Source organism: Nocardia albiluteola (assembly GCF_018860155.1).
Classification (GTDB): domain Bacteria; phylum Actinomycetota; class Actinomycetes; order Mycobacteriales; family Mycobacteriaceae; genus Nocardia; species Nocardia albiluteola.
This window is the reverse complement of sequence record NZ_JAHKNI010000009.1, coordinates 366,478-389,505: the sequence shown is the minus strand read 5'-3', so window position 1 is coordinate 389,505 and position 23,028 is coordinate 366,478. Positions and strand designations below refer to the sequence as shown.

Genomic DNA, 23,028 nt, shown 5'->3' with positions numbered 1-23,028 from the left:
TTCGTTCCTTCCTTATGCCCGCAGTACCGCGTGCAGTTCCTGGAGCGACCGCACACCGATACCGCCGTTGATTGTGGCTTCGATGCCCTGCACGGCCGCGGCCGCGCCCTGTACCGTCGTGATGCATGGGATATTCGCGCCCACCGCAGCGGTGCGGATCTCATAACCGTCGACACGTGGTCCCGAATTACCGTACGGGGTGTTGAACACGATATCGATCTCGCCATCCTTGATCTGATCCACGATCGAGGGTTCGACGGGATCCGCGGGGGTCTCCGCGATGCCGTCGGCGAGCTCCGGCGGGGTGTGCTTGCGCACCCGCTCGCACGGAATTCCGTTGCGCCGCAGCATTTCCGCGGTGCCGTCGGTGGCCAGGATGCGGAAACCCAGGTCGTGCAGGCGCTTGACCGGGAACACCATAGCGCGCTTGTCACGGTTCGCGATCGACACGAACGCGGTGCCCTCGGTGGGCAGCGAGCCGTACGCCGCGCTCTGGGACTTGGCGAAGGCGGTGCCGAAATCGGCGTCGATGCCCATGACCTCGCCGGTGGACTTCATCTCCGGCGAGAGCAGCGAGTCGATGCCGCTGCCGTCGGGGCGGCGGAACCGGTGGAACGGCAGCACCGCCTCCTTCACCGCGACCGGGGCGTCGATCGGCGCGTGGCCGCCGTCACCCTCGGCGGGCAGCAGGCCCTCCTTGCGGAGCCCGGCGATGGTGGCGCCCAGGGCGATACGCGCCGCGGCCTTGGCCAGCGGTACCGCGGTGGCCTTGGAGACGAACGGGACCGTGCGGCTGGCACGCGGATTGGCCTCGAGGACATAGAGCACATCGTCCTTGAGCGCGTACTGCACGTTCAGCAGGCCGCGCACGCCGATGCCCTTGGCCAGCGCGGTGGTCGAGCGGCGCACGGCCTCGATATCGCTGCGGCCCAGGGTGATCGGCGGCAGCGCACAGGCGGAGTCGCCGGAGTGGATGCCCGCCTCCTCGATGTGCTCCATCACGCCGCCCAGGTAGACCTCCTCGCCGTCGCACAGGGCGTCGACGTCGATCTCAATGGCGTCCTCCAGGAACCGGTCGACCAGGACCGGGTGATCCGGGGTGATCTCGGTGGCACGGGAGATGTAGTTCTCGAGCGACTTCTCGTCGTAGACGATCTCCATGCCCCGGCCGCCCAGCACGTACGACGGGCGCACCAGCACCGGATAGCCGATGTCGGCGGCGATCTTCTTGGCCTGCGGGAAGGTGGTGGCGGTACCGTACTTGGGCGCCGGCAGGCCCGCCGCGGTCAGCACGTCGCCGAATTCGCCACGATCCTCGGCCAGGTCGATGGCCGCGGCCGAGGTGCCGACCACGGGCACGCCCGCGTCGGTCAGCCGCTGTGCCAGGCTCAGCGGCGTCTGACCGCCCAGCTGGCAGATGACGCCCGCGACGGTGCCGGACTCGGTCTCGGCGTGATACACCTCGAGCACGTCCTCGAAGGTGAGCGGCTCGAAGTAGAGGCGATCGGCGGTGTCGTAGTCGGTCGAGACGGTCTCCGGATTGCAGTTGACCATGATGGTCTCGTATCCGGCGGCGGACAGCGTCTGCGCGGCATGCACACACGAGTAGTCGAATTCGATGCCCTGACCGATGCGGTTCGGGCCCGAGCCCAAAATGATGACCTTCTCGCGCTCACGCTGCGGCGCCACCTCGGATTCCGCGGCGGGATCCAGCTCGTAGGCCGAGTAGTGGTACGGCGTCTTGGCCTCGAATTCGGCGGCACAGGTGTCGACGGTCTTGAACACCGGGCGGATCCGCAAGCGGTGCCGCAGCTCGCGCACGCCGCCCTCGCCCGCGAGTTCCGGTCGCAGCGCGGCGATCTGGCGATCGGACAGGCCATAGTGCTTGGCGGTGCGCAGCAGCGGCTCGTCCAGCACGGGCGCGTCGATGACCTCCTGCCGCAGCTCGACCAGCCCGGCCACCTCGGCCACGAACCACGGGTCGATGCCGGACGCGGCGGCGACGTCCTCGATGCTCGCACCGAGGCGCAGCGCGCGCTCCACCTGGTAGATGCGACCCTCGATGGGAACGCGCAGATCGTCCAGAATCGCGGCGACATCGGTCCATTCGCCGTCGGGCTGGGTCCAGAAGCCCGCGGCCTTGGTCTCGAGCGAGCGCAGCACCTTGCCGAGGGCCTCGGAGAAGTTGCGGCCCAGCGACATCGCCTCGCCGACCGACTTCATGGTGGTGGTCAGCGTCGGGTCGGCGCCCGGGAACTTCTCGAACGCGAAGCGGGGCGCCTTGACCACGACGTAGTCGAGCGTGGGCTCGAAGCAGGCCGGGGTCTCCTTGGTGATGTCGTTGACAATCTCGTCGAGGGTGTAGCCGATGGCCAGCTTCGCGGCGATCTTCGCGATCGGGAAACCCGTTGCCTTGGAAGCCAATGCGGACGAACGCGAGACGCGCGGGTTCATCTCGATGACGATCAGGCGGCCGTCACGCGGATCCACCGCGAACTGGATGTTGCAGCCGCCGGTGTCGACGCCGACCTCGCGCAGGATCGCGATGCCAAGATCGCGCATCTTCTGATATTCGCGGTCGGTCAGGGTCATGGCCGGGGCGACGGTCATCGAGTCGCCCGTGTGCACGCCCATCGGGTCCACGTTCTCGATCGAGCAGACGATCACCACGTTGTCGCGGCGGTCGCGCATCAGCTCGAGCTCGAATTCCTTCCAGCCCAGGATGGATTCCTCGATGAGCACGTTCGCGGTCGGCGAGGCCGCCAGGCCGCCGCCCGCGATGCGGTCGAGATCGTCATGGTTGTAGGCCATGCCCGAACCCAGGCCGCCCATGGTGAACGACGGGCGTACCACGACCGGGAAGCCAAGTTCGGCAACGGTTTCGCGGACCTCGTCCATGGTGTAGCAGACCTTGGACCGCGCGCTCTCGCCGCCGACCTTGGCGACGATGTCCTTGAACTTCTGCCGGTCCTCACCGCGCTGGATGGCGTCGAAGTCGGCGCCGATCATCTCGACCTTGTACTTCTCCAGCACACCCCGCTCGTGCAGGGCCACGGCGGTATTGAGCGCGGTCTGCCCGCCCAGGGTCGCGAGAATCGCGTCGGGGCGCTCCTTCTCGATGACCTTCTCGACGAATTCGGGGGTGATCGGTTCCACGTAGGTGGAATCGGCGAACTCCGGGTCGGTCATGATCGTGGCCGGGTTCGAATTGACCAGGGACACACGGAGTCCCTCGGCGCGCAGCACGCGGCACGCCTGGGTGCCGGAGTAATCGAACTCGCAGGCCTGGCCGATCACGATCGGGCCGGAGCCGATCACCAGGATGTGGCGTAGATCCTCGCGGCGAGGCATCAGGCTCCTTCCATCAGACCGGCGAAACGGTCGAAGAGATATGCGGCGTCGTGCGGCCCAGCGGCGGCCTCGGGGTGGTACTGCACCGAGAAGGCGCGCCCGTCGACCAGGCGCACGCCCTCCACCGTGCCGTCGTTGGCGCAGGTGTGGCTGACCTCGGCGGCGCCGAACGGGGTGTCGAAGCGCTGCCCGGCCTCGCCCTCGAGCGCGAAGCCGTGGTTCTGCGCGGTGATCGAGATCCGGCCCGTCGCGTGGTCGATGATCGGCACGTTGATGCCGCGGTGGCCGAACTTCATCTTGTAGGTCTGCAATCCCAGTGCGCGGCCCAGGATCTGGTTGCCGAAGCAGATGCCGAAGAGCGGAATCCCTTCTCCGAGAACGCCCTCGGTGAGCGCGACGGCGTCGTCCTGGGTGGCCGGGTCGCCGGGACCGTTGGACAGGAAGACACCGTCCGGGTTCAGCGCCTTGATCTCGTCGAGCGTGACGCCCGAGGGCACCACGTGCACCCGCATGCCGCGCTCGGCGAACATGCGCGGGGTGTTGGTCTTGATGCCCAGATCCACCGCGACGACGGTGAATCGGCGCTCGCCGGTCGGCTCGATCGTGTAGAGCTGGTCGGTGCTGACCTCGTCGGCCAGGTCCGCGCCCAGCATCGAGGGCTGGCCGCTCACGCGCGCCAGCAGCTCCTCGGCCGGGGCCTGCGCGGCCTCGCCGGAGAAGATTCCGGCCTTCATCGAACCGCGAGTGCGCAGGTGGCGCACCAGGGCCCGGGTGTCGATGCCCGCGATGCCCACCACGTCCTGCCGGACCAGCTCGTCCTGCAGGGTGGTCGTCGCGCGCCAGTTCGAGGCCCGCCGCGCGGGATCGCGCACCGCGTACCCGGCCACCCAGATCCGCTTCGACTCGTCGTCCTCGTCGTTCCAGCCGGTGTTGCCGATCTGCGGCGCGGTGGCCACCACGATCTGGCGGTGGTAGCTCGGGTCGGTCAGGGTCTCCTGATAGCCCGTCATCGCGGTGCAGAACACCGCCTCGCCCAGCGTCTGTCCCTCGGCGCCGAAGGGCGAGCCGCGGAACACCCGGCCGTCCTCGAGCACCATCATCGCGAAGTTCACGCCGTCTCATCTCCCGTCTCGGTACCGGTCGGCTCGTGTGTGTCCGCGCCGACCGGTTCGGTTGTCGTCGCGCCGGTGGGCGCGGCGGTCCAGGCCGGATACACCGTCTTGTCGTCGCCGCGGAAACCGGTGTCCACCTCGGTTCCGGTCGGCAACTTCCAGCGAATCACCAGCACGCCGTCTTGTGTCATGACCTTGCCCGCATGCCCGCGCTCGGTGCGCACCGCGGTGATCGACTCCTGCGGAATCCAAATCACCGCCGCGCCGCTGCGCTCGAGCAGGATGCCGTGCTCGAAGCGGGTCAGCTCCGCGGTGGCGCGGAATCCCAAGTCGCCCACGGCAACCCGGTTCTGCCAGCTGGGCGCCATCGTGGTGCCCGTGTACAGGCCGGTGGCGGGTTCGAGCAGTTGCGCGCCCAGTTCGGCGGGCACGACGGGCAGTTCACCGATCGCGTCCGCCTGCTTGCGGGCCTTTTTCTGCCACGCCCGGTACATCAGCCACAGGCACAGGCAGAACAGCGCCAGTAGCAGCAGGACCTGCAGTGTTCTTTCCATCAGAACGCTCCGGAGGGTTTGCCGTCGCGGGCGGTGATCCGGCCGCGCAGGAACGTCGCCGTCACCCGCGCGGGCAGGGTCATCGCCTCGAACGGCGTGTTCGTCGAGATGCTCGCCAGTTCGGCCGAGCGCACCGTCCACGTCGCGTCTGGGTCGATCAGCACCAGATTCGCGGGCTCGCCGACGGCCAGCGGGCGGCCCTGATCGTCCAGGCCCGCGATCCGCGCCGGATTCTCGCTCATCACGCGGGCCACACCGCGCCAGTCGAGCAGCCCGGCCGCGACCATGGTCTCGGCGATGACCGACAGCGCGGTCTCCAGCCCCAGCATGCCGGGGCGGGCGGCGGCGAACTCGCAGCACTTGTCCTGCTCGGCGTGCGGCGCGTGATCGGTTGCCACGCAGTCGATCACGCCCTCGGCCAGGGCCGTGCGCAGCGCGGCGACGTCGGAGGCCTCGCGCAGCGGCGGATTCACCTTGTTCACCGCGTCGTAGGTCTCCAGCCGCGAGTCGTCCAGCAGCAGATGATGCGGGGTGACCTCGGCGGTGATCGAAATCCCCTGCCCCTTGGCCCATTTCAGCAGTTCGACGGTGCCCGCGGTGGAGGCGTGGCAGATGTGCACGCGCGCACCGGCATCGCGGGCCAGCAGCGCGTCGCGGGCCACGATCGACTCCTCCGCGGCGCGCGGCCAGCCGGCCAGCCCCAGGCGCGCCGCGTTCGGACCCTCGTGCGCCACCGCGCCCTTCGTCAGCCGCGGTTCCTCGGCGTGCTGCGCGACGAGCACGCCCAGCGAGTGGGCGTACTCCAGCGCGCGGCGCATGATCAGCGGATCGTGCACGCAGTGGCCGTCGTCGGAGAACATCCGCACGCCCGCCACACTCGTTGCCATGGTGCCCATCTCGGCGAGCTGCTTGCCCTCGAGACCCACCGTGACCGCGCCGACGGGATGCACGTCGACCAGCCCGACCTCCTGACCGCGCCGCCACACGTGGTCGGTGATCACCGCCGTATCGGCGACCGGGCTGGTATTGGCCATCGCGAAGACCGCGGTGTACCCGCCCAGAGCCGCTGCGGCGGAACCGGATTCGATGGTCTCGGTGTCCTCGCGGCCGGGTTCGCGCAGGTGGGTGTGCAGATCCACGAAGCCGGGCAGCAGGATCTGGCCCGCGCCCTCGACGATCTCGGCGTCACCGGCATCGAGAGTCGTTCCGATCTCGCGGATTTCGCCCTCGTCGAGCCGCACGTCGACGGGCTCGCCCTCGCCGTACAGCCGCACATTCCTGATGAGGGAACTCACGAAATTGCCTCCCCAGTTCCGATCAAGAGGCGGAACAGCACCGCCATTCGCATATGCACTCCGTTGGTGACCTGTTGCAGCACGGCCGCCTTCGGCGAATCCGCCACCTGCGGCGCGATTTCCATGCCGCGCAGCATCGGGCCCGGGTGCAGCACCACCGCGTCCTCGGGCAGCAGTTTCATGCGCCGCTCGTTCAGCCCGTAGTGGATGGAATATTCACGCGCGGAGGGGAAGAAGCCGCCGTTCATGCGCTCGGCTTGGACCCGCAGCATCATCACAGCGTCCGCGCCGGGCAGTTCGGCGTCCAGGTTGTGCGACACGTGCACCGGCCACTGCTCCACGCCCACCGGCAGCAGGGTGCGCGGCGCGACGAGGACGACCTCGGCGCCGAGAATGTTCAGCAGCAGCGCATTCGAGCGCGCCACGCGGCTGTGCAGGATGTCGCCGACGATCACCACGCGCTTGCCCACCAGCGAGCCGAGGCGCTGACGCAGCGTCAGCGCGTCCAGCAGGGCCTGGGTGGGATGTTCGTGCATGCCGTCGCCCGCGTTGATCACCGCCGGGCCCGGGCCCGCGAATCCCGAGGCGCCGTTGCTCATTTCGGCGAACCAGCGCGCGATCTGATGTGCCGCTCCGGAGGCCGGATGGCGCACGATCAGTGCGTCCGCGCCCGCGGCGTGCAGGGTCAGCGCGGTATCACGCAGCGATTCTCCTTTGGACACCGAGGAACTCGACGCGCTGACGTTGATCACGTCGGCGCTCATCCACTTCCCGGCCACCTCGAAGGACACCCTGGTGCGGGTGGAGTTCTCGAAGAACACCGTCATCACCGTGCGGCCGCGCAGCGTCGGCAGCTTGCGCACCTCGCGCCCGAGCAGGGCCTGCTCGAAGCGCTGGGCCTCGTCCAGGAGTTCGGTGGCCGTGGTGCGATCCAGATCCGTCACCGAAAGCAGATGCTTCACGACTCCACCTCGCTGGCGCTCGGCTCCGTCGCGAACCATCGGATGGCTGTGTTCATGGCTCGGTCGCTTCGCTCCCTCACGGTTGGTCGTCCCCCTGGTGCAGATACACCCCGTCGCGCCCGTCGTGCTCGGTCAGCAGGACGGAGATGTCCTCGCTGCGCGAGGTCGGCACGTTCTTGCCGACGTAGTCGGCACGGATCGGCAGCTCGCGATGGCCGCGGTCGATGAGCACGGCCAGCTGCACCGCGCGGGGGCGGCCCAGATCGCGCAGGCCGTCCAGGGCCGAGCGGACGCTGCGGCCGGAGAACAGCACGTCGTCCACGAGCACCACCAGCGCATCCTCGATCCCGCCCTCGGGCACCGAGGTGCGCTCGAGCGGGCGGTGCGGGCGGTTGCGGAGGTCGTCCCGGTAGAGGGTGATGTCCAGGGAGCCGACCGGCGGACGCGTCCCGGCGAACTCCTCGATCTTGGTCGCGAGGCGTTCGGCAAGGGTGGTGCCGCGGGTGGGGATGCCGATCAGTACCACGCGCGGCACGGCCGGATCGGCCGAATCCAGGGTGGTCTTCTCGATGATCTGGTGCGCCATGCGCGCGACGGTCCGGCCTACATCCTGGGCGGACAGCAATTCACGCCCGGCCTGAACCCACTGGGGGTCGTGCCGCTGCGAATATTCGGCAGCGCTCGACCTGGCCGACCCGTCTTGGGGCGCAGCCATGCCGACCTCCTTCCCCGCCTCACGGGACGGTCCGTTAAAGGATGTCTTTCGGAGCAGAAGCCTAACAGGGTGGTGATTTCGCGACCGCACCGCATCCCACCACACCTCGCCATTGGGCAAGTGTGCAGTTATCGCCGCGCGCAGATGTGAGGAATCCATCATTCGTACGGTGTATATCCGAGCTGGAACGTATGTCATGCTCGGACGGTGAGCAACGACGCCGACTTCTCCGATCCCCGCCGCGTGAGTTTCCGCGGCCATGGTGGCATCACCCTCGCCGGGGAGAGCTGGGGGCCGCAGGACGGCCCTCTCGCGGTCTTCCTGCACGGAGGCGGCCAGACCAGGCACTCCTGGAAGGATTCGGGAGCGGCGCTGGCCAAGGTCGGGTTGCACGCGCTGCTGCTGGACGCGCGCGGGCACGGCGAGAGCGACTGGGCCCCCGACGGCGACTACAGCCGCGAGGCGATGACCGCCGACCTGCTGGGCATCCTCGCCGAGCTGGACCGGCCCGCGATCGTGGTCGGGGCGAGCATGGGCGGGCTGACCGGCCTGCTGGCCACCGATCGCCCGGGCAGCGAGCGCATCGCCGGACTCGTCATGGTCGATGTGGTGCCGCGCCCCGAGCATCGCGGCGTGGAGCGGGTGACGAGCTTCCTGGGTGGACACCTGGACGGTTTCGCCTCCCTCGATGAGGCGGCCGACGCCATCGCGGAGTATCTGCCGCATCGCACCCGCCCGCGCAGCACCGACGGGCTGCGCCGCAACCTGCGCCTGCGCGAGGACGGGCGCTGGTACTGGCATTGGGACCCGGCCATGATCTCGGGCAACGCCGAGGTCATCGAACTGCACACCACCGCGCTGGAAGCGGCCGCCCGCAAGCTCACCATGCCGGTGCTACTGGTGCGCGGCCGCCTGTCCGACGTCGTCAGCGAGCAGGGCGTCGAGGACTTCCGCGCGCTGGTGCCGCAGCTGGAATACGTCGAGATCCGCGGCGCCGCGCATACCGCCGCGAGCGACGTGAACGACGAATTCTCCGACGCCGTGGTCGATTTCGTGCGCGCCCACCTGGACTCGCCGGAGCACTGAGGCTCGCAGCCCGGTGCGTGCGGCGAAGTCCTCCTCGCCTGTTGATCGATCCGACCGCATCGGCAGGCGGATCGGCCCTGACACAGAACCGCTTGCTCGGGATGGCGATCCCGTGGTTCGGACGCCGGTCCGGTTAGACTTTGATATCGGAGCGCCGCTCCGAATCTGCGCGGTGAAGGTCATTCCGGGCGGGTGCGGCCCGGGACGTCCGACCAAGGTGCCGCCGACGATATCCGAGCGGCGCCGACGGCGACGTCCGGCCAGGCACCCACGAACACGTGGGTGGGCGCCGCCGAACGAAGGGAGCGCCGCATGACGACGTCCGACGAGTCGACCTCGACCGTCGCGACCCCCGCGAAGCGCGCCGACGCCCGCCGGAACGAGAAGACGCTGCTCGATGCCGCGGCTGCGGTATTCGTCACGGACGGGGTGGATGCACCCGTGCGTCGCATCGCCGCCGCCGCGGGCGTCGGCATGGGCACGATCTATCGACACTTCCCCACCCGGGCGGACCTGGTGGTGGCCGTCTACCGCCATCAGATCGACGCCTGCGCCGAGGCCGGGCCGACTCTCCTTGCGACCGAACCCTCCCCGTTCGACGCGCTGCGCCGGTGGGTGGATCTGTTCGTCGACTTCCTGGTCACCAAGCACGGGCTCGGCGCCGCGATGCGCGGCGACCCCGACGGCTTCACCTCGCTGCACGCACTCTTCATCGAACGACTAGGCCCGGTGTTCGAGGACCTACTCGCCGCCGCCCGGGCCGCGGGCGCGGTGACCCCGGACGTGGGCGCATATCAGCTGATGCGCGCGATCGGCGACATCTGCGCGGGCGCGCGCCGGACGGATCCGGACTACGACGCGCGCCTCACCGTGCGGCTATTGCTGGACGGATGCCGGCGATAGCGTCGTCGAGAATCGGCGGATAGTGGCGATACAGATCAGCACGAGTGAGCCCGCGAGGCACAGCCAGGCGAAGACGTCGCCGGTAAGTCGGTAGATCGTCGTGGTGCCGCGGGTCGGCACGTCCACGATCCACGGGCCGTGATCGACGGTGGTGTTCTGGGTCGAGATGGGTTGTCCGTGATAGTCGTAGGCGGCAGACCAGCCGTTGAAGTCCTGCCGGACCAGCGAGTATCCGTTCTCGATCGCGCGCAGGCTCGACATCTGGGTGTGCAGGCGGCCGAACTGGGGCCAGTCGCCTCCCGGTACCAGCATGATGTCGGCGTCGGTGTGCATCATGGCCGGGAAGTCGGCGTCGTAACAGATCACGTTCGCGATCCGGCCGTAGGGCGTATTCACCACGGGCACCTTGCCGTTGCCGGGGGTGTAGGTTTCCAGGCCCGGAATCGGATGGGACTTCTGATAGGTCCACATCACGGTTCCGTCCGGGGCGATGAGGTGTGTCTCGTCGCGGCCATACGGCGGGTTCGGCAGGTACACGTTGGCGGCGACGTCCAGATAGACCTGCTCCTGCCGGGCGATTGCCTGCGCGTCGGCCAGGAACGCCGGTTCCTGCGAGGCCGAGATTCTGGCTGCATTCTCCGACCACACGACGATTTTCGCGCCGGCTTGTGCGGCGCGGCGGGTGTCGTCGAACAGGCCGTCGATGACCGCGGCCGATTCGACCGGCACCGTGGCCGGGTCGAACCGCGGTACGGCCATGGGGTCGAACCCGGGGCGACCCAGTGCTCTCATCTGCGCGTCCAAGGCAGCCCGGCTCGGGTTGATGCCTGCGATGCGGACCGTCTGGGCGGTGGGCACGGGGAAGAACGCCAATCGTGCGCTGCCACCGACGATTACGGCACCGAGCACGATCGCGTAGGCGGCGAACACACGCACCGCGCGCCAGGACAGCGGACGCTCCCACACATGATTCACCACAGTGGCGAGCGCGCCGATGAGGAATCCGATGGCGTACGGCCCGGTCAGTGAGATCGCCTGCAGCAGAGCGGTATTCGCATGCTGGGTATCGGCGAGCAGGCCGTAGGCGGTCCCGAACGGGCCGAACACTCCCAGCAGAAACTCGCATGCCGCCAGCACCATCGGGAACAGCAGCAGACTGCCGGCCGCGCCCAGCCGCGGCGCGAGCAGGCGGTCGGCCAGGTAGGGCAACGTGAGCACGGTGCCGAAGGCCACACCACCCAGCGCGGTCATGCCCGTCAGCGGAACGGCCACGTGCCACAGAAAGAACATCGAGGCCCCCACACCGGCCAGCCAGACCAGCCCGACCCCGGCGGCCACCCGGCTGGTTCGGGAAAAGCGCAGCAACAGGATCGAGAAAAGCCATGCAGCCAGCGGGATGTCCCATCGACCGTTGATCGCGAACAGCGACAGGCCCGTCCCGAGCCCCAGCCACAGATAACGCAGTCGATCGGCCGGTCGCCCGGTCCTCGAGGGTTCATCCGGGGATGCGCCGGTGTCGGAATCGGCACTGCCGGACTGCCGCGTGCCCGTACGGGTGGTCATTCGAGATCTCCTCGGCCAAATACTTGGAGCGTCCAAGCGTTGCCAGTCTGACATACCAATACTTGGAGTTGTCAAGGTTTTGATAGTCCAAGTATCGTGTGGATATGACGGAGTGCGGCGGCGCGGAGGAGGCGCTGGTCTACGGCGTATTGGACCTGGTGTACACCGTTGCCGAGCAGATCGACGCGCTGCTGGCCGACACCGTCGGGGAGTTGGGGCTGACCGCCGTCATGGCCAAGACCCTGTGGGCGATCGAGCCGTCGGCGACCCCGTCGATGCGGCAGCTCGCCGCCGATCTGAGCTGCGATCCGTCCACGGTGACCTTCCTGGCGGACCGCCTCCAGGAGAAGGGCCTGATCACCCGAGAGATCGATCCGGCGAACCGGCGGGCCAAGATCGTCTCCCTGACCGAACGCGGCCTCGAAATCCGGCGGCGACTCGGCATCGCAATGCTCACCCGCTCACCGGTCACCCACCTCAGCACAACAGAGCAGCGCCAACTCAACCGCCTACTGTCCAAGGCCGCGCGAGCGAAACCCACAGGGGCCGAGGCCGTTACCGATCCCACCTGACACCCTCGAGACCCGGCTTCCCCATCCGCCCGCGACGACCAGCGGACCCACGAGGCGCAGGAACTATTCGACGATCTACCGGATGCCGTCAAGAATTTGGCAGGATCTGGATGACCGTAAGGTTAAGATCACGTCTGCCGCTCGACCGCCCCATATCTCGTGTTCGTTCGCACCTCCGGTAAGCACTCACCGCGTCAGCGCACCGACAAAAGAAGGAGTATGGGGGAACGGCTGTCCCGCGCGCCGCGAACCCGACCGCCGATGGTCGAAATACCTGTACCCCAGCACATGACCGCCGAGGAGTTTCGCCGCCACGGGAGGGCCGTGGTGGATTGGATCGCGGACTACTGGGAACGGGTGGAATCGCTGCCGGTGCGGTCCCGGGTGCAGCCGGGAGAGGTACGCGGGCAGCTGCCGTCGACACCGCCGCAGGTGGGCGAGTCTTTCGACGCGGTGCTGGCGGATCTCGACACGATTGTGGTTCCGGGACTGACGCATTGGCAGCATCCCGGATTCTTCGCCTATTTCCCGACCAGCACCTCGGGTCCGGCGGTACTCGCGGAGCTGCTCACCTCCGGGCTGGGCGTGCAGGGGATGCTGTGGCAGACCAGTCCGGCGTGCACCGAACTGGAGCAGCATGTCCTCGACTGGCTGGCCGAGATGCTGGCGCTGCCCGAGAAGTTCACCTTCGCGGGCACCGGAGGTGGTGTCATCCAGGACACGGCATCCAGCGCGATACTCGTGGCGCTGGTCGCCGCGTTGCATCGAGTCTCCGGCGGACAGGTAGCCCGCGACGGTGTCGCGCGCGGTCGCTATGCCGTGTACACCTCGACACAGGCCCACTCCGCGCTGGAGAAAGGCGTACGCATCAGCGGTCTCGGCACGTCATCGATACGGTTGATCGAAACGCGCCCGGACCTGTCGATGGATCCGGACGCACTACGGGAAGCGATGAAAACCGATGCGGTGCAAGGCATTATCCCGGTTATGGTGATGGCCACGGTGGGTACCACCTCGACCGGCGCCCTCGATCCGGTCGAGCCGATCGGCCGGATCTGCCGGGAATACGGCGTCTGGCTGCATGTGGACGCGGCCTACGCCGGGGTCGCCGCGGTGTGCCCGGAGTTGCGGTGGATTCATCAGGGGGTGGCCGCGTATGCCGACTCCTACGCGACCAACCCGCACAAGTGGATGCTCACCGCATTCGACTGCGACGCTTGCTATGTCGCCGACCGCAAGGCGCTGGTCGGCGCGCTGTCGGTGCTGCCGGAATATCTGCGTAATACCGCGACGGACTCGGGCGCGGTGGTCGACTATCGGGATTGGCAGGTGCCCTTGGGGCGTCGCTTCCGGGCACTCAAGCTCTGGGCGGTCATCCGCTGCTACGGGGTCGAGGGTTTGCGGACGCATGTACGGCACAGTGTCGCGCTGGCACAGCAATTCGCCGCATGGGTGGCTGCGGACGAGCGCTTCGAACTGATGGCCCCGCATCCGCTGTCACTGGTCTGCTTCCGGCTTCGAGGACCCGATGAACCCAATCAGCGGTTGCTCGAGGCGCTCAATGCATCCGGCCGGATCTACCTGTCCCACACCGTGGTTCGCGGCGCGTTCACGCTTCGCCTGGCGATCGGCGGTACGGCCACCAGGTACGAGCACGTCTCCGCCGCCTGGGATCACATCAGCCGGATCGCCGCCGAGGGATGAGCGCGCACCCGGATTGATCAACCCGGTCCGCCGCTCTCCGAGTTCATGCAACACGATCACGGCGGAGGATCGGCGCGGGCTCGCCGCCGTGCGGAGGCTGGGCGCGGCGTCACCGACGAAGCGTTCGCAGACGCCCTCGTGTGCCATGTACACAGTAGTGAGCGCGGCATGCAGGCTTTCGATCCCAGGGCGCACCGCCGGACTGTCCATACCGTGCCGGCATTGGCGGAGCGCGGTGACCAACATCCGATGATCCACCGAGAGCAGCCCGCTGAACCCCGCCGAGACATACGGTGGCGCCATCAGCGGTCGTACCTGTTCCTGGTATTCCCCGGCGCTGAAGCTCGCGGTGATGCGCAGGGCCGCGGCGCTGGAAAGGAACAGAGCCGCCGCGGCATCCAGGCCCGCGGTGGTCGCCCCGGGGATGCCCAGCCGCATGTGCCGGCGGGCGTCGCGCAGGGCCACCGTCGCCGCTTGGGTCAACACCAGGAAGAGGCGGTGCCCCTCCACCCACCAGTCGAGTGGCGCCCAGGCGGTGTCGTCCTGTGCGGCCGGAACCTGCGACAGTGATCGGAAGACCTCCGGGGGCAGCGCGACAGACAGCCCGGCGAGCAGGTCCGGTTCCTGCCGCGGCGGGATCTGCGCAGCCAGCCGGCCGGTGAACTCCCGCAGGCTCCTGGCCAAGGCCGTTCGCCACAGGGAGGCGGGATCCCGTGCGACCCGTTGTATGCCGAAGAACCTGTCGTGCTCGGCCTCGCCCACGGTCGTGGCCTGGATATCGACGCCCGCGAGCGATGCGCCGCCGGGGAACCACATTGCCGCCATGGCCTCCGGCAACGTCGCGGGGTGAGCCAGCAGCATCGGCTCACGGATCGGTCTCCCCGAATTGTTGCTCACGGCGAGTGCGTGCTGTCTGCGGGCAGGCCGATCAGAATATGGACAGCGTGCCGGTGAGCGCGGCTTCGGTCAGACCCGGGCAGGATTGACCGGATGCGGCGGCCACCGTGTCGTCGTCCGTGGCCGTATGGTTGGCATAGTTCCCCGTGCGAATGGTGATCGGAAAGGCGCCGTGCCCCTGGCCGGCGGATTTGCTCTGCACGTTCACGCCAGCGGAAACCTCGCTGGTTGAACGATCCGACCAGGTGACTTTACCCGCGCCAGTGTGCACGGAAACATCGCCATCGCAGGACACGAATTCGGTTCCACTTTCACTCACGTGAACCGGGGTCGGACGTTTTTCATCGACGGCTGGTCCGGTGCAGCCGGTGAAGTCGATCTCGGCGTTCCATTTGACGGTCGCCGGCCCATTGCCGATTCCGGGAGCCGCCCAGGACACGGTGCCCGACTCCCGGCAGGTCATTATCGCCTTCGGAGTTGGCAGTGCCACACTGTGCGTAATCAGCGGCGGCGTGACGAGCAGCGCGCCGAAAACAGCGACGGTACCGGCCAAGCGGTGACTTGTAGACAAAGCATGTCCTTCCATTGGGAATGCGTTCGACGTGATGCACTGCTTGGGCGCCGATCTATGCCGGTGTATACGTAAAACATTCCACGTACGCGTCGGCATACCGAGAATCGTCGTTTGCGACTGCGCCGAGGATGACGGTCAAGACACTAACGCGCCATCCACCTTGTGACGGGTAATGACGCGAGCTGATCCAGTGCAGCCCCGCCTGTTTCCCACCACTGTGCCCGCCAAGCCCGACCTCGATTGGACGGAGGAGCAATGATCACACGCTCGGAGATTCGCCGCGCGATCGCGACCGATGCCGGCAGGATCGCCGAATTGATCGCCGCGGCTTTCCACTCCTTGGAGGTCGCCGCCTGGCTGGTGCCAGACCCCGGCGAACGCACAGGCGTCCTCCCGGCCAACTTCAGCATCGGCGTTGACCAAGCGCTCGCAGACGGCGAGATCCACCTCCTCGAGGACGAGTCCGGCGAACTCGTGGCGACCGCCGTGTGGTTGCCCCAACCGGCCGGACCAACGTCACCGCCGGGTGAGTACGACAGTCGGCTCGCCGCGGCCTGCGGTCCTTACACGAGGCGATTCCAAGTGCTGGACCAGCGGTTCGCCGACAGCCACCCGCACGCCGTCCCGCACCACTACCTCGTATACCTCGCGACCCGGCCCGACCGACAGGGACGCGGGCTGGGCACCGCACTGCTCCGATACCACCACAGCTACCTCGACAGCCATCGCCTGCCCGCATTCCTGGATGCCAGCGGTCCGGTGTCTCGCACCCTCTACGAGCGGCACGGTTACCGGTGCCTCGGCGCCCCTTTTCGCCTACCGGACGGTCCGCCGATGTGGCCGATGTGGCGGGAGCCGAAGATCACCGGTTCAGGGCCGTAGGAGAACCGGCAGTTCACTCAGTTCGTTTTGTGTCACCGTCGGGTTGTGGCGCAACTCCTCGGCAGGCACCGCGAGTATCAAGTCCGGGAACCTCTCATACAACGCGGAAAGGGCCACGTGTCCCTCCAGCCGGGCCAGGCTCGCACCCACGCAGAAATGCGGGCCGTGGCCGAAGGAGATGTGGCGATTCGGGGACCGGGTGACGTCGAACTCCCCAGCACTACCGCCGTGTCGACACTCGTCGCGGCCGATCGCACCGTAGCAGACGATAAGGGCCTCGCCGCGCTTGATCACTTCGTCGCCGACGGGTATGTCCTGGATGGCGAACCGAATGAGGAAGTTCGAGTTCGGCGCGGAGTAACGCAGGGTCTCCTCGACCACGGCGTCCCAGCCCACGACGCCGCGGCGGACCAGCGCCAGTTGGCCGGGATGGGTACTGAGGTTGACCACCGCGTTGACGATCAGGGAGACCGTGGTCAGGTAGCCCGAACCGATCAACAGTTGCAGGGTGCTGACGATCTCCTCGTCGGTGAACCTGTCGCCGACCAGCAGGCTGGTCAGGTCATCGGTAGGGGATGCCCGGCGCGCGGCGGCCAGGGACCGCATCATCGCCGTCAACTCGGCCTGATTCGATGCCACCTCCCCGGGCGGCGTCTGGGTCGAGAGAAACGCGTCGAACAGGACCGAAAGCCGGGGCTGGTCCACCGGATCGACACCCATCACCTCGCTGATGACCCGTATCGGCAGCCGCTGCGCGAAGGCGGCTTTGAGGTCGACGGGTTGCCCGTCGTCCGGCAGCGCATCCAGCAGTTCCCGCGCCACTTCGCCGATGCGTTCGCGCATGCCCTCCACTTCCCCAGCGGTGAACGCCTCCGCGGCCGGCCGGCGCAGCCGTCGATGGTCCGCACCATCCACGGTGAACATGGAACGGCCGTGATTCACCACGCCGATCAGCGGCCACTCGGACGAAATCTGCCCGCGCTGCCACAGAGCCCACACATTGACGTCCTTCACCAGGCGCGAATCGGTGAGCAAGCGTCTTGCCTCGGCGTCTCGGGTGACCGCCCATGCGGGAATTCCGCCGGGCAGTTCCACCGCGACGAGCGGACCAGCAGCTCGTAGCCGACCGTTTTCGGCCTCGAAGTCGCCGACAAGCGGATCGAGGACAAGGCGACCCGTGCGAGTCGCCAACCGCCGTGACCACGCCACAGACCGGCTCCCTTCCTGGCCCGATGTGCTCCGAGCGTAAACCGAGCAACCCTGCCGGAAAGCTTGACGCGCTGAAGTCGAGTCTCGAGTCAACATCTTGGCAGGATTTCGCTGGTCAGATGGTTGACGCCACGGCTGGTGACGTCTGAGCAGCCAGAGCCGTCGATGGACGAAGCCCGTGCGGCTCGCGGGTTCACCCGTGACGACAGATTGGTCAATCTCCGCGAGCTGATTGTGCGGATCGGCGAGCACGCTGGGCCGCCACCCCGGCAGGGCCGAGGCCGAGAATGGGACCGGTCGGCGAGTGTGGATTCAGGAGGTGATGCCGGTCTGCTGCTCGAGTGTGGCGAATCCATTTGCGATCACCTGCTGGCGCCTGCCGTGCCAACATCGAGGTATGACGCAAATCCCTGGAGGCAGAACACCTTTCGACGACATCTATGACCAGCCGGACCCCCGGGGGTTCTTCAGCGGTCTCGGCCGGTTCGACTACCAGACCCCGCAGCATGCCCAACCAGTATTCCGCCGTCTGGCCGCGGCACGCGCACGATCGGGACCGGTAACGGTGCTCGACCTGTGCTGCTCGTACGGCATCAATGCGGCGTTGCTCAACCACCACCTGACCCTCGCCGACCTGTACGTCCGCTATACCTCCCTGGGGGTGGCCGCGCTGGACACGGCCGAACTGATCGAGTCCGACAGAGACTTCTACGCCGCTCGTCGCCGTGATGATGCCGTGCCGGTGGTTGGGCTGGATATCGCAGCCCCGGCGATCGACTACGCGCTGGCCGTGGGTCTGCTCGACGCCGGCTTCTCCGAGAATCTGGAGACCGACACCGCTTCCGCGGCCCTGCTGCGCGCGGCCGGAGCCGCCGGTTTGATCACCGTGACCGGTGGCGCGAGCTTCCTGACCGCCCGCACCATCCATCAGTTGCTGTACGCCGCAAAGGAACCGGTGTGGGTCGCCGCGTTCGTGCTGCGCACCGGCTCCTACCAGCCCATCGCCGACGCTCTGGCCGAGCATGGGTTGGTCACCGAGGTCGATTCGGAGCGCACGGTCGTTCAACGTCGATTCACCGATCCCGACGAACAGCGCTACGCCGTCGCGGCCGTCGCCGCGACCGGCACCGACCCCACGGGAAAGGAGACCGAGGGCTCCTACCATGCCGCATTGCATCTGTCCCGGCCTCGGGACCGGACCCTGCCCTACGCCAGCCTCGCCGGGCCCGAAACCAGCTGAGCGATGCCTGGATACCACGCGAGACTCACAGAACCCGCGGCATCCGCTCACGCCGCTGGCGCGCGCCGATGCCCGGCTAAGGCCTGCGCTCAGGTCGACTCACCAGCGAACGCACACACATGCCGAATTGCGCGTGTTCGGCTGGCCCGTCGACGGTAGCGACCTGTCCTGCGTTGTATGTAGTGCGCGATGGCCCGGCCACCGTTGACGGGCTATGGGCGCTCGGTGTCTTGCACCCTGCCCTGCGCTGCTGTGACGTTTTGGGTGACGTTCTGGAGAACCGAGATAGTGCTTGTCAACTTGAGTTGATACCGCTCGACCACCGCATCTTCTCGCTAGAATTCGAAGAGCTTGAACATATGTTCGATCGCACGTAGATTCGAGCGCATGCCGACACCGCTGCAGGGTTCGTTGCTGGACGGGTTCGAGGACATCGCGGTCGGCCCGCTCAATGGGGTGCGCCGGACGAAGCTCACCGCGGGCGCGTGGGTGGATGTGCTGCCGGGCTGGCTGCGGGGCGCCGATCAGCTGTTCGATCGGCTCGTCGACGGCGTGCCGTGGCGGGCGGACCGGCGCCAGATGTACGACCGGATGGTCGACGTGCCGCGGCTGCTGCGGTTCTATGAGGAGGGCGAGCGGATGCCCGATCCGGTGCTCGACCAGGCGCGAAACGCATTGAGCGAGTACTACTTCCGCGAGCTGAACGAGCCGTTTCGCACCGCGGGCCTGTGCTTCTACCGCGACGGGGCCGACAGCGTCGCCTGGCACGGCGACACCATCGGCCGCGGCGCCACCGACGACACCATGGTCGCGATCATCTCGGTCGGCGCGCCGCGCGCACTGCTGCTGCGCCCCCGCGGCGGCGGGGAGAGCCTGCGGTATCAGCTGGGCCACGGCGACCTGATCGTCATGGGCGGCTCGTGCCAGCGAACGTGGGAGCATGCGATACCCAAGACGCGCCGCCCGGTCGGGCCCCGGATCAGCATCCAGTTCCGCCCGCGCGGGGTGCGATAACGGCAAACCCGCCCCCGGACGGCACAAGCGCTTGAAACCAACCGACGACTGCGACTGCCTACCACGCGGGCAGGCGCAAGACCGACGCGTGCAGCCGAGATTTAAGAATCCGTTTAGGCATCCTGTCGGACCGTCCCACTAGATTGAGGTCATGAATACGACAGGGGCGGGAATTCTGGCGGTGATGCCGCTGCACACGATCAGCGATGTGCACGGCGAGGAGGGGTTGCGCCGGCGGCTCGAACTGGAGTCGGCGAAGCTGGCCGCGCCCGAGCGGGTGAACGAGGCGCTCGCCCTCGCCGCCGACCTGCACCGCGACGACCGGTACGGCCGCGAGCCGTACCTGAATCACCTGCTGCGCGTGGCGATCCGCATTGTGAGCCACTACGAGGTCCACGAGACCGACCTGGTGGTCGCCGGTCTGCTGCACGACGCAGTGGAGGATCACACGGCCGAACTCGCCACCGCCGTGAACGGCGCCGGTACCCAGTCCGAGGCGGCCCTCGCCACGCTGCGCGAGCGTTTCGGCGAGCGGGTCGCCGATATCGTCGCCACCGTCACCAACCCACCTCGCGAACCGGGTGTCGACTGGAACGCGCAGTATCGCACCCACATCGCCTCGAGCCTGGACCGCGATCCCTGGGCGCGGGTGGTGAAGTTATCCGACTTCACCGACAACGGCGTCGGCATCCTGTACGCCACCGCCCCCGCCATGCAGCGCCTCGCCATCAAATACCGCCCGCTCACCGCCGTCTACCGCGACCTCGTCACCCGCGCCGACACCCCCCTCGCACCCCACGTCAAGCAGCACATCCTCGAGCAACTCGATCTCGCCGACGAGCGCTTCGCAGCGATCCTGCGAGAGAATTGAAGCTCCCCCGATCGCGCGCGAGTTATCCACTCCCACTCGCGAATTCGTCCAACCTGGCGCAATTGCGCGTAGTGGCACAATTGAGTCGCGCACCCCATCCCGAGCATTCGTGCCCGTAGCCGGACAGCATTCGAGGTACCGGAACCGTGAGCACGTACATCATGCTGACCTCCTCGGATGTCGTCCGACTGCTGAACGACATTCGCGACGAGATGGTCGCGCTCTTCGGTATTTCCGAGGCTGAGGCGGTCGCCCGGATCAACCGGAAATGGCGGGGGCACGACCTGTCCTCCGAGACCGAGATCATCCTGCACGAGGACGGATACTTCTGGGCGCTGGTCATCTATTTCGGCGGCACGGTACCCGACTGGCATCGCGACGCCGACCGCTCCTCGTGGGCGCCCACCGCACCTCCCTCGCCCGATTCACCCTGCTGGACATAGGCAAACAAACCCCGCGCCTCGAATCCCCCTCAGCGGCATCGCCGAAGCCCGGTAAACTCACTGCCCTTGCGTCGGTTCGGGATGCGAGGTGCGCGAGAACGCGAGACCATCACCCGGTCCGGCGATTGCGGCAGGAAGGATCTCGCGAGGTGGGCAACGGCATCGATCGGTTCGCGGCGACCCTGCAGGCACATCTCGCGACGACGGTCCTGGCCGCCCTGGGGGCGCTGGTGGTGGTGTGCGGCGTGGTCTGGGTGGTGCGGTCCGCGCGGCGCCGCGGGGTCACCGGGGAGCAGGCGGGCACGCTGGTGGCCGCCGCGATCGCCACCGGGGTCAGCGCCCAGGGCATGTGGGTGTTCTTCGACAAGTCGCTGCATCTGACGTTGTCGCTGCGCATCATGTTCTTCGCGTTCCTCGAGATCATGGTGCTCACTTCGGCGCTGCGGGCCCGCAGCGCCCAGCAGGTCAGCGGCAGCGCGGGCATCGACGGCGTCGCGATGTGGGTCCTGACGTGCCTCTCGGCCGTGTTGGCCGCGACCGATGCCGACAATTTGGGCACGGTGCTCATCCGTCTGTCAGCGCCGCTGGTCGCGGCGTGGGGCTGGGAACGCAGCATGGCCCTCGAGCGCCGCCGCAGCGGCATGGGCGGCATCAACTGGCGAATCACCCCGGAACGCATGCTCATTCGGCTCGGGTTCGCCGATCCCACGGACCGCACCGCAGGGGAGGCCGCGCAGCAGCGCCGCCTCATCGACGTCGCCCTCGCCGCCGACCGCGCCCGCACCCTGCGGGACACCGGCGCCGGCGTGCGGCGGGTCAATCGGGCCCGGCGCCGCCTGCAGAAGACGATGCGCCGCGCGGTCGAAGACGGCGGGCTGGTCGACAACAGCCGCACGCCCCGCGCGGTCCTGATGGACAACCTGCGCGTCCTGTCGAGCACCGGGGCCCTGCTCGAGCTGGAGCTGCCCAACCCGTGGACCTCGGACGAGGAGCTGCAGGGGCCGCCGTCCCAGGCGCCCGCGGCGACTCGGGCGACGGCGTCCGCACCGGACGCGCATCCGGCGTACGCGACGCCCAGCGGTGCGCATGCTGCGCAGGCGACGCTCAACAGTGCGGCGATCACAGCGGACCGGTCCGAACAGTCCTGGGAGTCACCGGAATTGCAGGCGATGGCGCCGATGGCACCCGCGTCGCTACCGGCGACGATGCCGCTCCCGATACTCACCGCCCAAGCCTCGGCAGCGCACGAGGCAACGTCCTCGGTGCCCGAAGCGGCGTCCCCCGCCCCGGCCACGACCGCCGCATCAGCCGCCTCTTCGGCGACCCCGGGGCCGTCGATGGCGACGCACGAGACCTCGGCAACGCCCGACTCGGCACCAACGACGCCCCCGGACCACCCCACATCACCGGAACCGACCCCGGCGCGCCTCTCGGAGCAGGATGCCACCGAAACCCCCTCCGGCGATTCCACCGCAACGCAATCCGGCCCTCCACGGCAATACCGACGGGACCCGGCCGTCCGGGACCGGGTCCGGGACATGCGCGCGGCGAACATCTCCATCACCGATATCGCCGCCGAACTGGGTACCAGCACCCGCACGATCAGCCGCATCCTCGGCGATCTGGACGCCGAATCCCCCGAAACCCAGGAGATCCCGGCTCGCCCGCCCCTCCGGAACCCCGCGCAGGCGGCGGTCTCCAACTGGCACAACGGTTTCCGAGTACTACCGGGCGGCAACGCCGCGGCCGGATCGAACGGCAATACCGCCGCCGTGCCTGGATCGAACGGGACCGCCGCAGCCACCGAGGAACGCCCCGACCGTTCGATCGAGAACTAGCGCGACACGAACAAGGGCCCGGTCGGTCGTGATCGCGGCGCCGCGCATATCCATCACCCCGAGCAGGGTCCTCGTCGACCAGGCGAAAAATATCGATGATCGGTAGATGGTCGTACACCATCGCGGCATCGAAATTCCGACCGGCGTGCTCGAAGCAACAATGCGTGCCCCTTCCAGGTCGGACCCCGGCACCAGGCTCGGTGCCAGGCTGACATACCAACGGAAACGTCGGCGTCGGCAGGC

At 67.9% G+C, this 23,028-nt stretch carries 19 protein-coding genes and 1 pseudogene; 10 read left to right on the top strand and 10 right to left on the bottom strand.

Annotated features, from left to right (window positions below):
- Positions 1–12: 12 nt before the first annotated feature.
- The 6 genes from carB to pyrR form a co-directional block, all read right to left on the bottom strand.
- Complete coding sequence (gene carB / locus KO481_RS26950) at positions 13–3,351, bottom strand: carbamoyl-phosphate synthase large subunit (RefSeq protein ID WP_215920998.1); 3,339 nt, start codon at positions 3,349–3,351, stop codon at positions 13–15.
- On the bottom strand, positions 3,351–4,451 hold the full coding sequence (gene carA, locus KO481_RS26945; RefSeq protein WP_215921095.1) for a glutamine-hydrolyzing carbamoyl-phosphate synthase small subunit: 1,101 nt from the start codon (positions 4,449–4,451) through the stop codon (positions 3,351–3,353). Before carA ends, carB begins: the two co-directional genes overlap by 1 nt.
- 8 nt (positions 4,452–4,459) lie before the next feature.
- On the bottom strand, positions 4,460–5,017 hold the full coding sequence (locus KO481_RS26940; RefSeq protein WP_215920989.1) for a PH-like domain-containing protein: 558 nt from the start codon (positions 5,015–5,017) through the stop codon (positions 4,460–4,462).
- The gene (locus KO481_RS26935; RefSeq protein ID WP_215920987.1) at positions 5,017–6,312 is read right to left on the bottom strand and encodes a dihydroorotase; all 1,296 of its coding nucleotides are present in this window, start codon (positions 6,310–6,312) and stop codon (positions 5,017–5,019) included. Before KO481_RS26935 ends, KO481_RS26940 begins: the two co-directional genes overlap by 1 nt.
- A complete protein-coding gene (locus KO481_RS26930; RefSeq protein WP_215920985.1) occupies positions 6,309–7,274 on the bottom strand; it encodes an aspartate carbamoyltransferase catalytic subunit in 966 nt (321 codons plus the stop codon). The genes KO481_RS26935 and KO481_RS26930 overlap by 4 nt, the downstream gene beginning before the upstream one ends.
- A gap of 76 nt (positions 7,275–7,350) precedes the next feature.
- Positions 7,351–7,989 (bottom strand): bifunctional pyr operon transcriptional regulator/uracil phosphoribosyltransferase PyrR, encoded by a 639-nt coding sequence (pyrR, locus tag KO481_RS26925; protein ID WP_215920984.1) that lies wholly within the window; start codon positions 7,987–7,989, stop codon positions 7,351–7,353.
- 207 nt (positions 7,990–8,196) lie between these two features.
- On the opposite strand from pyrR, the gene KO481_RS26920 reads away from it, so the two are divergent.
- On the top strand, positions 8,197–9,075 hold the full coding sequence (locus tag KO481_RS26920; protein WP_215920982.1) for an alpha/beta fold hydrolase: 879 nt from the start codon (positions 8,197–8,199) through the stop codon (positions 9,073–9,075).
- Between the two features lie 312 nt (positions 9,076–9,387).
- Positions 9,388–9,978 carry a TetR/AcrR family transcriptional regulator gene (locus KO481_RS26915; RefSeq protein WP_215920980.1) on the top strand — a complete coding sequence of 197 codons (591 nt, stop codon included), beginning with the start codon at positions 9,388–9,390 and terminating at the stop codon, positions 9,976–9,978.
- On the opposite strand, the gene KO481_RS26910 is transcribed toward KO481_RS26915, so the two are convergent.
- Complete coding sequence (locus KO481_RS26910) at positions 9,952–11,541, bottom strand: nitrilase-related carbon-nitrogen hydrolase (RefSeq protein ID WP_215920978.1); 1,590 nt, start codon at positions 11,539–11,541, stop codon at positions 9,952–9,954. The two genes, KO481_RS26915 and KO481_RS26910, sit on opposite strands and share 27 nt — an antisense overlap.
- A gap of 104 nt (positions 11,542–11,645) precedes the next feature.
- On the opposite strand from KO481_RS26910, the gene KO481_RS26905 reads away from it, so the two are divergent.
- Together KO481_RS26905 and KO481_RS26900 are read left to right on the top strand one after the other, a co-directional pair.
- Positions 11,646–12,113, top strand: a complete 468-nt coding sequence (locus KO481_RS26905; RefSeq protein ID WP_215920976.1) for a MarR family winged helix-turn-helix transcriptional regulator — start codon at positions 11,646–11,648, stop codon at positions 12,111–12,113.
- A gap of 261 nt (positions 12,114–12,374) precedes the next feature.
- Positions 12,375–13,817 (top strand): aminotransferase class V-fold PLP-dependent enzyme, encoded by a 1,443-nt coding sequence (locus tag KO481_RS26900; RefSeq protein ID WP_215920974.1) that lies wholly within the window; start codon positions 12,375–12,377, stop codon positions 13,815–13,817.
- A gap of 219 nt (positions 13,818–14,036) precedes the next feature.
- On the opposite strand, the pseudogene KO481_RS45070 reads toward KO481_RS26900, so the two are convergent.
- A pseudogene (locus KO481_RS45070) lies at positions 14,037–14,678 on the bottom strand (3-methyl-L-tyrosine peroxygenase-related protein); the annotation flags it as partial.
- A gap of 67 nt (positions 14,679–14,745) precedes the next feature.
- Entirely contained in the window at positions 14,746–15,267 is a 522-nt protein-coding gene (locus KO481_RS26895; protein WP_215920972.1) for a hypothetical protein, read from the bottom strand.
- Between the two features lie 276 nt (positions 15,268–15,543).
- Here KO481_RS26895 and KO481_RS26890 point away from each other — a divergent pair, with 276 nt between their 5' ends.
- Positions 15,544–16,170, top strand: coding sequence for a GNAT family N-acetyltransferase (locus KO481_RS26890; protein ID WP_215920970.1), 627 nt, complete (start codon positions 15,544–15,546; stop codon positions 16,168–16,170).
- Here KO481_RS26890 and KO481_RS26885 read toward each other — a convergent pair.
- A complete protein-coding gene (locus KO481_RS26885; protein WP_308166798.1) occupies positions 16,159–17,631 on the bottom strand; it encodes a cytochrome P450 family protein in 1,473 nt (490 codons plus the stop codon). The two genes, KO481_RS26890 and KO481_RS26885, sit on opposite strands and share 12 nt — an antisense overlap.
- Before the next feature lie 145 nt (positions 17,632–17,776).
- On the opposite strand from KO481_RS26885, the gene KO481_RS26880 reads away from it, so the two are divergent.
- From KO481_RS26880 to KO481_RS43355, 5 genes are all read left to right on the top strand, one after another.
- Positions 17,777–18,619, top strand: a complete 843-nt coding sequence (locus KO481_RS26880; RefSeq protein ID WP_215920968.1) for a hypothetical protein — start codon at positions 17,777–17,779, stop codon at positions 18,617–18,619.
- 387 nt (positions 18,620–19,006) lie between these two features.
- Entirely contained in the window at positions 19,007–19,633 is a 627-nt protein-coding gene (locus KO481_RS26875; protein ID WP_215920966.1) for an alpha-ketoglutarate-dependent dioxygenase AlkB, read from the top strand.
- Between the two features lie 151 nt (positions 19,634–19,784).
- Positions 19,785–20,504: an HD domain-containing protein gene (locus tag KO481_RS26870; RefSeq protein ID WP_215920958.1), complete on the top strand. Its 720-nt coding sequence runs from the start codon at positions 19,785–19,787 to the stop codon at positions 20,502–20,504.
- A 146-nt stretch (positions 20,505–20,650) separates the two neighbouring features.
- The gene (locus tag KO481_RS26865; RefSeq protein ID WP_215920956.1) at positions 20,651–20,947 is read left to right on the top strand and encodes a hypothetical protein; all 297 of its coding nucleotides are present in this window, start codon (positions 20,651–20,653) and stop codon (positions 20,945–20,947) included.
- A gap of 149 nt (positions 20,948–21,096) precedes the next feature.
- On the top strand, positions 21,097–22,785 hold the full coding sequence (locus KO481_RS43355) for a hypothetical protein (RefSeq protein ID WP_245401547.1): 1,689 nt from the start codon (positions 21,097–21,099) through the stop codon (positions 22,783–22,785).
- Positions 22,786–23,028 lie beyond the last annotated feature (243 nt).